12 protein-coding genes are annotated in these 13163 nt (G+C 59.1%); 9 read left to right on the plus strand and 3 right to left on the minus strand.

All coding sequences use genetic code 11. The features are described 5' to 3' along the window. The first annotated feature begins 158 nt into the window (after nucleotides 1-158). The 9 genes from QTI33_RS31890 to QTI33_RS31930 all read left to right on the plus strand — a co-directional run bounded on the left by QTI33_RS31890 (nucleotide 159) and on the right by QTI33_RS31930 (nucleotide 8191). Nucleotides 159-563 carry a hypothetical protein gene (locus tag QTI33_RS31890; protein ID WP_286510585.1) on the plus strand — a complete coding sequence of 135 codons (405 nt, stop codon included), beginning with the start codon at nucleotides 159-161 and terminating at the stop codon, nucleotides 561-563. Between the two features lie 123 nt (nucleotides 564-686). After that, nucleotides 687-896, plus strand: a complete 210-nt coding sequence (locus QTI33_RS31895; RefSeq protein ID WP_286510586.1) for a hypothetical protein — start codon at nucleotides 687-689, stop codon at nucleotides 894-896. A 17-nt stretch (nucleotides 897-913) separates the two neighbouring features. Further along, nucleotides 914-1993 carry a hypothetical protein gene (locus QTI33_RS31900; protein ID WP_286510587.1) on the plus strand — a complete coding sequence of 360 codons (1080 nt, stop codon included), beginning with the start codon at nucleotides 914-916 and terminating at the stop codon, nucleotides 1991-1993. A 10-nt stretch (nucleotides 1994-2003) separates the two neighbouring features. Beyond that, nucleotides 2004-2249: a hypothetical protein gene (locus QTI33_RS31905; RefSeq protein WP_286510588.1), complete on the plus strand. Its 246-nt coding sequence runs from the start codon at nucleotides 2004-2006 to the stop codon at nucleotides 2247-2249. 77 nt (nucleotides 2250-2326) lie between these two features. Beyond that, nucleotides 2327-2734, plus strand: a complete 408-nt coding sequence (locus QTI33_RS31910; RefSeq protein ID WP_286510589.1) for a hypothetical protein — start codon at nucleotides 2327-2329, stop codon at nucleotides 2732-2734. Next, nucleotides 2731-4647, plus strand: coding sequence for a site-specific integrase (locus QTI33_RS31915; protein ID WP_286510590.1), 1917 nt, complete (start codon nucleotides 2731-2733; stop codon nucleotides 4645-4647). Before QTI33_RS31910 ends, QTI33_RS31915 begins: the two co-directional genes overlap by 4 nt. A gap of 1212 nt (nucleotides 4648-5859) precedes the next feature. Continuing rightward, nucleotides 5860-6828, plus strand: coding sequence for a TIR domain-containing protein (locus QTI33_RS31920; RefSeq protein WP_286510591.1), 969 nt, complete (start codon nucleotides 5860-5862; stop codon nucleotides 6826-6828). Between the two features lie 277 nt (nucleotides 6829-7105). After that, nucleotides 7106-7660 (plus strand): hypothetical protein, encoded by a 555-nt coding sequence (locus QTI33_RS31925; RefSeq protein ID WP_286510592.1) that lies wholly within the window; start codon nucleotides 7106-7108, stop codon nucleotides 7658-7660. A 57-nt stretch (nucleotides 7661-7717) separates the two neighbouring features. After that, nucleotides 7718-8191, plus strand: a complete 474-nt coding sequence (locus QTI33_RS31930) for a hypothetical protein (RefSeq protein WP_286510593.1) — start codon at nucleotides 7718-7720, stop codon at nucleotides 8189-8191. Nucleotides 8192-8832: 641 nt separating this feature from the next. Here the strand turns inward: QTI33_RS31930 and QTI33_RS31935 are convergent. The 3 genes from QTI33_RS31935 to QTI33_RS31945 all read right to left on the minus strand — a co-directional run bounded on the left by QTI33_RS31935 (nucleotide 8833) and on the right by QTI33_RS31945 (nucleotide 13162). Next, nucleotides 8833-10113 carry a porin gene (locus tag QTI33_RS31935; protein ID WP_286510594.1) on the minus strand — a complete coding sequence of 427 codons (1281 nt, stop codon included), beginning with the start codon at nucleotides 10111-10113 and terminating at the stop codon, nucleotides 8833-8835. Nucleotides 10114-10247: 134 nt separating this feature from the next. Continuing rightward, nucleotides 10248-11492 carry a complex I 51 kDa subunit family protein gene (locus QTI33_RS31940; protein ID WP_286510595.1) on the minus strand — a complete coding sequence of 415 codons (1245 nt, stop codon included), beginning with the start codon at nucleotides 11490-11492 and terminating at the stop codon, nucleotides 10248-10250. 20 nt (nucleotides 11493-11512) lie between these two features. Then, a complete protein-coding gene (locus QTI33_RS31945; protein WP_286510596.1) occupies nucleotides 11513-13162 on the minus strand; it encodes an FAD-binding protein in 1650 nt (549 codons plus the stop codon). Nucleotide 13163: the final 1 nt, after the last annotated feature.

Below are 13163 nucleotides of genomic sequence, written 5' to 3' on the forward strand. Positions count from 1 at the left end.
GCGACCACATTTGCGCAAAAACCGCGAACACATTTCTGCCCATGGACGTTCCAGATTTTTATTTATGAAAAATAGAATGGATGAGAATAGGGATTGTCAAGAAAAGGAGTTCGCCTAGAATCCTTAACGTCAATCTAAACGGCAACCTAAGGAGCGCTATGCGGACCATCTCAATCCAAGGCTTCGACTTCAAGTCGCAGAGCTACCCATTCAACACTGCGCCGCTCGACGGCAAGACGGCCCTGGTTTTCGTCGCTGACGATCTGGGAAAAACCAGCATCACAAACCTCATCGAGGATCTAACGACGAAGGTCCATGCGAAGTTCTTGAAAGACACTTTGCCCCAAGGCATCCGGGTCTTCGAGCACTACCCGAAGCACCTCGACCCGCTGATCGAATGGCAAGAAGTGACCTTCGAAGCTGGCCCGATCCACCCGAAGCGCTCCTGGCTGCAGAAGGTGTTCAGGGCGAACAAGGACCCGATTGGATGGTTGTTCGTCAACCCGCGCTGGAGTCCGGTTTCGCCGGCGCTGCAGGCCCGGCTGAAAGCAGCTCTCGTCTAACCCCCGACCAGCTCGAGGCCCTACGATCTGCTGCCCCGGCCCCCCTGCCAGGGCTTTAGCTCAACCCGAATCGACCATGAACCGGACCCTTAAATCCATCCTCGTTACAGCCGTGGTGTTCCCATGATGCTCTTCTGCAGGTTCGACAACGGCAAGCAAACCGGCCTCGATGCTGCGGACATCGATGAACTCATCGGGTACGTCAAAGGCCTGGACGCCGCAGCGCGCTGTCTTGGCGCAATGGTCTGGGTTGCAGGGAGCCTGCCCGCCGAGGCGGGCATCGACAACGACTCGTGGCTCACGCCGGAGAACTGGCTCGAAGCCAATACCTGAGGATCTAGGGAAAAAGAATGCCCAACAGCAGACTTGAAATCGCTGGCCTCGCAGAGGCAATCGCCGCGTCGAGCGTGACGCCCAAGCATGAAAAGCTCATCGCTACCCTTCGGTCATTCGAGCCGCTGAAGAACGCTCGGCTAGCGACAACGCGCGACGGTTACTCGCTGGTCAAGAGGATGGTCCTGAACGCCGATGGCACTGTGGTGCACGAGGATCACGAGGCATGGTTCGGGGAACAACTTGCAGCCGATGGCGGGGATGCTGCACGCACATACGAGCGCCTGAAGGGCGCCGGATATATTTTGTCGCACTGCAGCCTAACCACGCTGTACCTGGTCCACGATCAGGGCACCGGCAATCCCGCGGAGTTTGTACAGGCCGAGGTCCTCGTCGAAGACGAATGGACCGACAGGCATCTGCTTTCTGATTGGACCTTCAGTACGCCACGGGACGTGCGCGACCTGATGGACCAGCCCGGCCTGGAGTTGGACCAAGCGGATCGCAAGCGGGTGCGCCCGATGGTCTACAGACTGCAAAAGGTCGTGGACATCGGCATATTCATTGCCGAACTGGACACGCTTGAATCTGAAAAAAACGATCTGCGTCGAGGTCACAAACTCCGCGTCACCAATATGGACTCGGGTACGGACCGCATGATGTCGTTCGACGAACTCAATCCCGGATGGGACCGCCGCCCGACGAAGGCCAGACGGTTCTTTTTGGATTGGGCCGCCTCAAGCGCTGGACGCAGCGGCGCCCGTTTGTGCGAGAAGTGGGTGATTCAGACAGCAGATCACACGGACGCAAAGGGCGAACGCTGGATGTCGATCATCCCGGCCTGGACCTTCACCCAGAAGGTCGCAAAGGTAGAAGGCCGCAAGGGCAGTGTGCACGAGCTGTATGAGCGACTCGACAAGCTGGACCGCCGCGTAGGAGTGCCCTTCGCGTGGTACTTCTACATGCTGCACGGCAATCGAGTCCATGACGAATCCGCCTATCGCGTCATCAAGGCCGCAGAGAATGGAGAAATCGTCTTGCCTGAGCATGACTATCAGGTCCTCAAGGCCTGGAGCGTGCATCCTTACGGTTTCTGAGGAGGCTCAGATGAGAAAACCCGACGATCCACACGAAGGCGAACAGGTGGCCTCGGCCGGTAGCTACCGCGTCTACAAGGTGAACACGAGCAAGGGCACAGTGGCCTATGAGCTTGTCGGCCCGGACGGCGTGACCATGCCGCCCGTGTTTGGACAGGTGCATGAGGCCATGGCGGCGATGACCGCCTTGCTCGCGCGTCCGATTGCCGACGACGTAGGAGGCGCTACAGCGCCGCCCACGCTCCCTGATGCGTGAAGACCAACCCGCGAGGCGCGCGCTGGCGAACCCCGTGGACGTGAATTTGAACGCCAACCATGAAAAGGAAAGCAGGCATGCTGACTCTCGATCCTGACGCCGCCCCCGAACGTTCCTACGAGCCCTTCCCCGGGCGCATCCACGCCTTGCTGTTGGAAGCCGCGCGTCGCGGCAAACCCGGCCTTCTGCAAGAGGACGCCACTGCAGCACTTCGGTGGATCGAAGCCCGCCAGGAAGATCTGCGCAGACAGCGCCACTGGCGCACGCACTTCGTGTGTGCCGACCGCGGCTTTCTCCTGCTGCGCCAGGTCGTGGTAGACGGCGAAGGCTGCGAGCAAGGCTCGGTCTTCGAACTGTTCGGACCAGATGGAACGCGCATTTATTCGTCGAACTTTGAAGACGCCGTGATGGAGGTCTTTCAGGCGGAACTCAAGCGCGTCGAAGCGGAAGCCGAGGATCGCCCACAGAGGTTTCCCCGCCCGTGAAGCGCGCTCCCGAGCGAACTCGCAAGCTGCACAGCGGCCACTTCGCCTTCATGCGGGCGGTGGCCCAAGGGCTCGACGCGCGCTCGGCCTGGGACCGCTACCTGCGCCTGGAAGGTGAGCACGTCGACACCCGCAAGGTGAACTCGACGATCGCATGGATACGCTCTGAATTTGCTGCAGCGGCACGGCGCGAAGCCAAGCCGGGGACAGCGCGCCTGGTCCTCATCGATGCCTCGCTGCTGCCGGAAACGGTGAAGCTGCCGACCCTCGAAGAATTCGCGCGTGAGCGCGGCTTAGAGGATTTCTCCGAGGCCGAGCAGGCCGAGGCCTATGAGGAAACCTACGGTGGCAAGTCTCGCCGCACCTCGCGCAGGGCCCAGCTCGTCAACCGACAGCTGGATGCCCTTCGATGGCTCGAGCACCTGGTAGCGCAAGATCCAAAGCCCGGGGACGCTGTTGGCGTGTGGCTCACGCCGGCGCTGGCAGATCGCATCGAGCGGGCCGGTATGCCGACCCTTTTCGCGCTTGTCGAGCGCATCAACGGAGTCGGCCGGCGGTGGTGGACCGGCATTCCTGGGATTGGCGAGCTGAAAGCCGCCCGCATCGTTGAATGGCTGGAGATACATGAGGCCGCGATCGGCATGACGATCGGTGAGCACGCACGAAAGCCCCGCATGCAGCTGCAGCCGGCAGAACTTGGCGCCGTGGTGCCGCAGTCGACAGCGCTTGTCCCTTTCGAGAAATTCCTTGTGCCGGCCGAGCTGGACGGATCGGCCGGCCGCTACCGTGCGGATCCCGCCCTGTGCATGCTGGAAGCCGCGAATGACTATGAGGCGATCGTCGAATGGCTCTCAAGCAAGCGCAGCGCAGAAGGCGACAAGCAATCGTCGACCCAGCGGGCCTATCGCAAGGAGGCGGAGCGCCTACTTCTCTGGTCGATCCTGGAGCGACAAAAGCCCCTTTCCTCGCTGTCAGTCGCAGACGTCACTGCATTCAAAGCGTTCTTGGAAGCTCCGCCGCGGTCGTGGTGCGGCCACCGGTATCACCAGCGGTGGTCGCCCTTGTGGCGACCCCTTGAGGGCGCCTTGAAACCTTCTGCCGTGCGACAAGCATTGATCATCCTGCGCGGGCTGTTTACGTTCTTGCGAGATCAGAACTACATGGTGGGCAACCCGTTTGCCGGGGTGACCTTGCCTGCCGAAACCAGCCGGAAACTGGGCTCTCAACGGGCCCTATCGTTTGAGCAATGGGACATCATCAGCTCGCAGCTCGGACAGGATCCCGACAACATCGCGGCGCGCCGGCGCGATCGGGCGATTCGCTGGCTCTATGCCACCGGCCTACGCCTAGCTGAGATGGTGGACGCACGATGCTCGGATCTTCGTCAGCACGAGTTCAGGGACGCGGAAGGGGTCGAAAGAGTGGGTTGGCTGCTTGGTGTAGTTGGGAAAGGCAGCAAGTTCAGGGAAGTCCCTGTGCCTCCAGAGCTGATTGACGAGCTGGGTGACGAATTTGCTCGGATGGGCAGATCGATGAACGTCAAGGCAGAGGAAAACGCCGATGTCGCCATCTTGGCCAGGTTCAGCAAAGGAGGTGCCGCTGTGCCGCCTGCAACCTGGTCCGACTCCGGTTTGTACAAGGCTATCCATGGCTTCATGCAGCGCCTCGCGCTGCAGCTCGATGAAAGTGACGCCAAGCGGATCCGGATGGCATCGACGCATTGGCTGCGCCATACGCACGCCTCACATGCGCTGAAGGGGCGGGAAGGCCAGACGCCGGTCCCGCTTCTGGTTGTGCAAAACAACCTCGGCCATTCGTCGATCGCAACAACCTCGGGTTATCTGAACACGGAAGAAACCGAGCGCCTCAAGGCAATGTCTGCTTTCTGGGGCAAGAACGCGCCGACGACGTGATTGATCCGGCTAGCCGTTTCAAGGGAACTGGCCTCCCTCAATGTGAGGATGACTTGATCACGTACATCTGGTACATCACCTCCTATGCACGTATGGGCACATCCTGCTTGATCGAACGAAACAGGAGAACCGCATGTCGAGTGAACAAGGCCAACCTGCGCATCTAAGAGGCTCTATACGTCATGAAGAAAAAGTCGAACTCCGACCAAGGGCACTTCTGTTCAATGACGCTAATCAGTACCGCGGCACGAGAGCCACGTTCCTATTCGCATACTTCAACAAGCCCACGGAATTTGTCTCAACGGAATTGAGCTTAGCGACCGGGACGACGCATCGTGCAGGCCACGACAAAGGGCCTTTGTAGTGGAATCTTCTGCATTGCTGAGTTTGCTTTGGATAACGGAACTCGTCGACTACTTTCCGGTAGGACCGAATACTTCGACGCGGGCGCATGGGACACCATGCTATTTACCGTGAGCGGTGATATGCGAGAACAGCCCTGCTAATGATAACTGCTAGCGTTAGCGCAGGAGGTAAGCAAGATGAGCCCATCTTCTTCGACTCAGCGGGTGATAGTTGTGTCAATATTCTTGCTGGCTCTGCTACTGCTGGCAACCCTCTCAATTGGTCCCGCCAGCATGGCCAAGGCGCAGGCGCAGGCGCCGCAGGCGAACCCTCCCGCCTGTGTTTGCCGGACGGCCCCTATTCCAAGCTTTGCGGAAATATCGAACTGCCAGTGCGGGCCATTGCAATGTGTGGTTGTGAAGCCATCAGTGTCGGGCTCCGAGACACCAGCCCTGGCATGCGTCAAGTAAGAATCACGAGTCCAGCCTCAGATTTCTTAGTGCTCCGATCCAGTCAGAACTGGGACTGAATGACTACTCGTGAGCTCAGGGACCCGGAGCGCGCATGATTGCTTAGTTCTCGGATAGCCGACGCGGAAATTTGTATGTCCGGTCCTGGGCGGATGACCTATCAGGGGGGGCCAGCACGCTCGCCCCCCTGATAGTTCGACCAGAGCAGCCGGGAAGCGTGTCCACGTAGACGGACTGCGACGAAAACGTTCCCTTCCGACTAAGCCAGGACACCATGACGGCGAAAACGAACTATGGGAACAACACGATGCCTAAAAAATGTCGCTGACTTTTGTAACCAGACGTAGGAGAATCACATGTCTGCGCCATGCGCGCTTTGTGCCGCCCAGCTTGAAAAATGAAAAACATCCCCTCAGCAAAACCTTTTGTCTTTGTCCTAATGCCTTTTGCAAGCAGCTTCGACGATGTTTATAAGTTGGGCATAAAAAAGGCGTGTGAGGAAGAAGGAGCGTACTGCGAGCGCGTTGATGAGCAAATGTTTGACGGTTCGATATTGGACAGAATTTACAATCAAATTGTAAAGTCCGACGTAGTAATCGCCGACATGACTGGAAAAAACCCGAACGTCTTCTATGAAACCGGCTATGCGCATGCGCTCAACAAAAAAGTTATTCTGCTTACTCAGGATCAAGATGATATACCGTTTGACCTGAAGCACTACCCGCACATCGTTTACGCCGGGCGTATTGGCGACCTTGCTGAAAAGCTCAAGCCTCGTCTCGCTTGGGCGTTAAAAGAAAGCCAAATGACCGGGACGGGGGCCGATGACAAGATAAACTATTCAGTCCACGGAAAAGGCTTGATCGAAGGGATGGAAGCCGAAATAGTCGAGTTCTTTGATGAGGAAAGCCGTTCTCTAGCCCGAGTTTTGCAAATCGACATACTGAACGAATCCTCGCGAACGTTACGGCCGGAAGATTTGGATCTGGGAATAGTAATAGAAAGCTTTACCGGCAGAAACGCGTCGCGCCTCGAAGATGGTAGGTACTGGCATGTTGTTACCGGTTTGAGTGAAATCTTCCCCGGTTCTCGCCGTCCAGTATTGCTGAGGCTTGAAATACCGCATGGGGCCGATTATAAAAAGCTGTCTCAGTCCGGCGTCAATGTTTGCCTCAAAGAAATATCAAGATTTGGCCATCGCAGTATCAATTTCACGGCGAAATTGAAAAGTCGAGAGATTTTAGAGTTTGGGCATCATTTTGATGGGAACGGTATCCCACTGCCGGTTGATGAGATTCAGCCGGTGGTGAATTTAGAGTCGACAGTTGGAATAACTTGGGACGATCCCAGTAGAAAAGATGTGTAGCTTCTGGGCGATACCCCGGGTCACCGCGCGATGGAATGGTGTCCGAATTCGACCTTGCGTGCTCAATGTTCCTCCGTCGGCAGCCTGCGGTTTTTGGAAAGCAAGTCGGTCACGCCGTCGATTTTCAGCAATGTGATCGTCAACAATCAGGTCCACGTCCTTGACTTAAAAGCAAGAATGGTCTGGCTACTACAGCCGATAGCGGCCAACTGCGGACATTCAGACCAACCGCCCAACTTGAAGGAAAACGATGGGGTACGACCTGAGTTTGTGCACCGTGAGCGACGAGCAGTTGGACCACCTACGGGGGAGCACTGTGCACACGCGGAATTTCATCGAGGGCCGGCGCCCAAAGGTGACCACGACTGAGAAGGTCGGCTCTTGGTTTTCGAAGCGAGAGGTCACGAAGGAAGTCGATGTCGAGCTCGGATGCGCTTGGCCGGAATCGGAGGCTGCCCGCACGGTGCTGTACTCCAAGGGCGGGCTCTATTTCATCCTGAATGGAACTACTGCCAAGGTTGATGGCGTCACGAACTTTCCCAACGTCGGAGGTCGATACCGCGGCGAGATGATTGGGCTGGCGGTCGAGCTTGGCGAGGTGCAGCTTGGACATGCGCACGCCTTTCGGGCTGCGCAGGTAGCCGAGCTTCGCGCAGCATTGCGCGACTTGGATGCGGCCACGGTGGAAGAGCGGTCGCATGCCTACGCTTCTGAGACGGGGAGCGATGGTCAAGAGCTTGCGCGGGAAGCAATTGCTGATGTCAAGGCTCTGCGCGAGTTTCTCGACCGTGCTTGCAGCGCGCAACTCGGCATGATTTGGTTCTGGGGCTAGACCGGCTTGCGGCCCAACACCGGACATTGCCACCCTTCGCTCAATTGATGCCGAAACATGCGACCCAGTCTTGCCAACCCCTTCGATGACCAGGCCAAACTCGCCGCGGCGGTGGAGCTCGCCGAGGAACTCTACTTCCTTCAGGAGACCGGACGACCTGTCGCCGAAGTGCTCGGCCGCCTCGGTGACCTTCTGGGCAAGCCCTTTGAAGCAACAGAGCGGTTATTCATCGGCGCCTTTGGCGCGGTAAGCCCAGAAACGTTCGCCCGCCAACTCCTCGTCGAGACACAACAAACGCCGCGGGACCTGTCCCGGGTGGAGATGTTGGAGCTCGTGGACCGAATCTTCCATCCCAGCGCGGGCGAGGAGTTCCTGACCGAATACTGGGTTGAGTGCCTCCGCCTCAACACGGGAGACGACCGAATCTCCGACCTCATCTTTTGGCCTGGCGAATATTTTGGTGATGGCGACAACGGTCGGCAGATGACGCCCGACGAGATTCTTGACACGGCGCTCTCGGCCAGGGCTTAGGCGGTAGACGACGTCAGTCGGCCAAGACCTGACCTTGACGGTCGCCCTCCAAACTTCGTTTGCCGCTTGAACAACCCCATGGAAATTGACGTCGAGCTGGTCGGGACCTTGAACCATGCCGTGGTGACGGCAGTTGATTAGGCACTGCCTCACGGATATGAACTCGTTAGATTTGAGGGAGGCAGGTTCGCTGTCCGTCTGCGCGCTGAAGTGGCAGCGGCTGCATCAATCGACAACGCCGTTGTGGGGTTCTTGGACGGGCTTGAAGAGCCAGCCTCCAGACTCTTAAGGGCGAGCGGCCAAGTCAGGGTCGGCGTGTATGTCGCCGAGGGCGAGGCGGCTGCGTTCATAGCGGAACTTTGCTCAGATACCGTGAATGCTCTTGCGGCGCTGCGCCTTGGCGTTGAGGTCTCGTTCTATCCATGTTCCTCTGGAGAAAATGGAAATCTTCCCCCCTAGGTCAGAAGTCGGCCATCACCGGTCCTTGGGCCTCCCGGGGCGAACGGCAGCCCAAGACTTGGTTGCGGAAGTTCGGGTTCTCCGACTGAATGGCGGCGACTTCTCAAAGCTGACTTTGGCACCGCAGCGCCGCGAGTTGATCCGCGCATGCTCGTACAGCCAGGGTCGGGGCAGCCGCCAGATCAGAAAGAGTAACGAAACCCTAGGTCGTAGCCGTACGATTTGTCCGGGATCGGCGTGAAGCCGGCGATTGGCGCGGTGTAGTAGGCCGGGCCCCCGACCGTCAGGCCTGCTCCGTTCTTGTTGTTCAGATAAGCGAAGGTCGCGTACACCGCCGTTCGCTTGGAGAAGTTGTAGACGTAGCCGATCGCGAATTTGTCGGCTTCCGGCTGGTTGTTGAAGCCGAAGAAGTTCGTTGTCGTGCCGAGCACGTTAGTGCCGGTGTTGTTGTACCTGACCGCGGAATACGAGACGCGGATCAGGTCATACCCGGCAACGGGTATCGTCGCGCCTATCAGCAAACCGTTGAATCCCGGCCTTGTGGTGCCGAAGGGATTGAAAGTGTTGGTCGCAAAACTGGTGTCCATCTTGTTGTTCGAGTACTCGCCGAACAGCTTGACCGCGCCGAAGTCGTAGGTCCCCCCAATGCTCCATATATTGATGGTGGACGTCGTACCGAGGTAGAAGTTGGACCCAACGGTGCTTTCGCCGTACGCCAGCGCCACATCCAGCGGGCCGTTGTTGTAGCCGACACGGCCGCCGATGTATCGGCCAGCCCTGGCGTTGTCGGCGACGGAAGCCAGGGACGGGTCGGCGACGATTGCGGCGGCGCCGGGAGGCGTAAGGCTGCCCGGGTCGTAGCGGGTCGCTTCGTTGAAGGCGTACATGAACTGGCCGTAGAAGCCGCCGAGTTTCGGCAGGAAGTACCCGATCGAGTTGCTGGAGCGTGAGTACTGTCCGTTCGTCCAACCGCTCCTGACGCTTCCGGGCGGAGTCTGCCCACTGGCGGTGCTGATCAGGCTCGTGCCAACGCCGTTCACACCGAATGGATCAAAAAGGTTGTCGTTCCAGTAGGTCGGGGTGTAGTCGCGGCCCAAGCGAAATTCACCGAAACCGCCCTCCAGACTGACGGTCGAGCGGCGATTGAACTGCAGGCCGCCGTCCGAACTGAGGCCTGAACCGTCGTTGGAATTGATCCCAGCTTCGAGCCAGAAGCCAGCCCCCAAGCCTCCACCGAGATCCTCCGTTCCCCTGAAGCCGAGCCGGCTGGAGTTGTAGGCGGAATTGGTCAGAAGGGTCTGGCTGGTTGTGATGGACGTGCCGAACGGGCCCTGAGCCTGGTTCCAGTAGCCGCTCACGGCGGTATCCAAGATACCGAACAGCGTGACATTCGATTGGGCCGAGGCCGTATTGATGCTCATCCATGCGGCCACAAGCAACATCACGGTCAGGTATTTCTTCATCGCCTATCTCCTAGAGGCTGGTCAGTGACAGTAGTCCCGTAGAGCGCGAAGACTACAGCAATAGGACGCGAAACATCAATTTTCTGCAGCGGCTGACTCCGCCTTCTGCTTCGATGATTGCGCATCCAGCGTGGCTAGGCCATCAGCAGTGCCTCGTACTCGTCAATAAAGTGATGCAGAGAACTTTCCACCACCGTGACGGCACCATCGATCAGTCCACAACGACCACTGCCCGGAAGAAGGCGGCACAAGTTCACCAATGACTCTAGATCGGTGTATACGCCACGCCCGGTATCGATGCGATTGAGCACGCGAGCAAGCTGAAAGGTGCCACCCTTGCAAGGGGGGCACTGGCCGCATGATCCCTGGGCGAAGAAGTTCACGTATTCCGCCACCTTGCGGACGATGCTGGTACCTTCGGATACCACGATCATTGCGCCGGTCCCCAAACGTGAGTGCCTCTGGCGCACCGAGTCGAAATCCAATGGCACATCCAGATCACGTTTGGTGAGCAGAGTGTTGGATGGCCCTCCGGTAAACACCGCCTTGAACTCCTTGCCTTGAAGCATACCTCCACCATGAACGAAGACCAGTTCTTGAAGGCTCGTTCCCGTGGGCAGTTCGTAAAGTCCGGGCCGTAGTACATCACCCGAGAGGGAATAGAGCTTGGTGCCTGACGCATTGCCGAGCCCCAAGGCTCGATACCAAGAGGCGCCATGCCGCAAGATCCCCGGCACATGCGCCAGTGTTTCGGTGTTGTTGACGATGGTCGGCGCTCCATGCACGCCGTTTTCCGCAGGAAAAGGCGGCTTGCGACGCGGGAAGGGGAATCCGCCTTCGACGGTTGCGATCACGGCCGTTTCCTCGCCTCCGATATAGAGTCCCGAACTCGGGACCACATTCAGCGACAGCGGCCCGCCTAGAAGCCCCTCGATTGCTGCGAAATGTTCATGTTCGCGCCATTGAACAACGGCTTCGCGAGTGACGGTCAGCGCGCGTGGCTGATGAGGATTCACGTAAATGATCACGTGGTTCGCACGCGTGGCGACAGCTGCAATCAACGCACCTTCTATGACCTGATGCGGCGTGTGCTCGAGCAAGAACCGGTCCTTGAAGGTCCCTGGCTCATCCTCGTTCCCGTTGCAGATGACATATTTGTCGCCATCTGGCGAGGCGGCCACAGGCGCCCATTTGCGATGGGTCGCAAAGCCGGCGCCACCCATTCCCCTCAGATCAGCCTGCTCGATCTCCGCGATCACTTGAGCAGGCTCATGCAATGCCTTGGCCAAACCCTCGCCCCCACCGCGCGCAATCCATGCAGACAGATCGGCGCCCACGAGGATGTCCTCCTGCAGCAGTACTTGGTTCGGTGCATGCATCCTGTGCTTCCTGGGGCAGCTCAGCGTATGCCGGCCACCCGGTGGCCTCGCGCCTGCTGCCGGATGATTGCGTCTGCGCGAAGATCGAAATTCGCATAGTCGGGAAAAAGCTGCGGAGACCTCGACTCCAAGGGCAGTCCAGCCAGGGTGAGCTCGCGCTGCCAGGCATGGATGTGGGCGATGCTGGCTCGGCCTGTGATGACCCGACCCGCCGATTCGGCCGCCTTCGCGCCGGCACGTCTTCCCATGCTCAGGATGTCGAGCAAAGCATTCCCCATCAGGCGGTTGCGACCATGGATTCCCCCGCTCAGCTCGCCCACGCAGTACAGGCCACCGACACTGGTTTCGCCTTGCTTTCCGATGGAGACTCCACCGTTCTGATAGTGCAGCGTCGGATAGACGAGAAAAGGCTCCAGCGCCGGATCGTGCCCGCACTTTCCGGCCAGATGCCTCAATGTCACGAGCCGCTTTTCCAGGATGCCGGGGTGGTCCTTTTCGAGCGTCGGTGTGTCGAGGAAGACACCGAGCTGGCCGTCACGCTCGATCCCCCGCCCCTCGCCACATTCACGCAGGATCGCGGAGGCGACCACGTCGCGGGCCTTGAGTTCGTCAATGAAGCGCTCACCTTTACCGTTGATCAGCTTCGCACCCGCGGAGCGGGCCGCTTCGGAGATCAGTCCGCCCGCCAGATGCTGCGGATGAGCGATGCCGGTCGGGTGGTACTGGAACGAATCGAGCTCACGCAGTTTTGCTCCGATGCGGTACGCGAGCACCAGCCCGTCGGCGGTAGCGCCATAGTGGTTGGAGGTAGGGAAGCCATTGAGGTGCAGCCGGCCCGCCCCGCCAGTCGCGAGAATCACCGACCGCGCCCGCACCATCACGAAACTGCGCCATTCGAGGTTGTAGATCACCGCCCCGGCGCAGCGTCCGCGCTCATCGGACAGCAGTTCCACTGTAGGACACTGGTTCCATACCGAAACGCCGGGATCGAGATCCACCGCCTCGCGCAACACGCGCATCATCTCCAGCCCCGTGTAGTCACGGTACGAATGAATACGTGCCGCGGACGCACCTCCCGGCTTCTTGCGCAGCAGCTTGCCGCCCATGGGGTGACCCTCCTCGAGATCGAACATCATGCCGAGTTGAATGAGCCAACGGATGACATCCGGGCCGTCCATCACCATCTGGGCCACTAGATCGGGCTCGCTACAGTAGTGACCGGCGCGCAAAGTGTCCTCGAAATGAAGCTGCGGACTGTCATCAGCGCCCACCGCGGCTTGGATGCCGCCCTCGGCCATCACCGTGTTGCTGTCGCCCAGGCGCAGTTTGGTGGCAAGGATGACCTTCGCACCATGCTTGGCGGCGGTCAACGCCGCGGCACACCCGCCGCCGCCGCCCCCGACCACCAGCACGTCGGTCGTCACCAGTTGTGCGCCAGCAATGTCGATGTCGTCAATCAACGAATTGGCATGGAGCTGGCGCGCGAGTTCGGGCTGGCAGGGGTCACCTTGGTTGACCCCGACAGCAAGTGGAATGCGCGCGTTGGCTCCATGGTCGGGATGCCATTCCCTGAGCAGTTGCTCAATCGTCGTGGTGTCGCTGCGAAGCGCGAGCGCCAGGCCCGACTGATAACGCCGGCGGGCTTGTTGGTAAGGAATCGAGGCGGCCATG

Origin of the sequence: Variovorax davisae (genome assembly GCF_030316845.1) — a bacterium.
Lineage (GTDB): Bacteria > Pseudomonadota > Gammaproteobacteria > Burkholderiales > Burkholderiaceae_C > Variovorax > Variovorax davisae.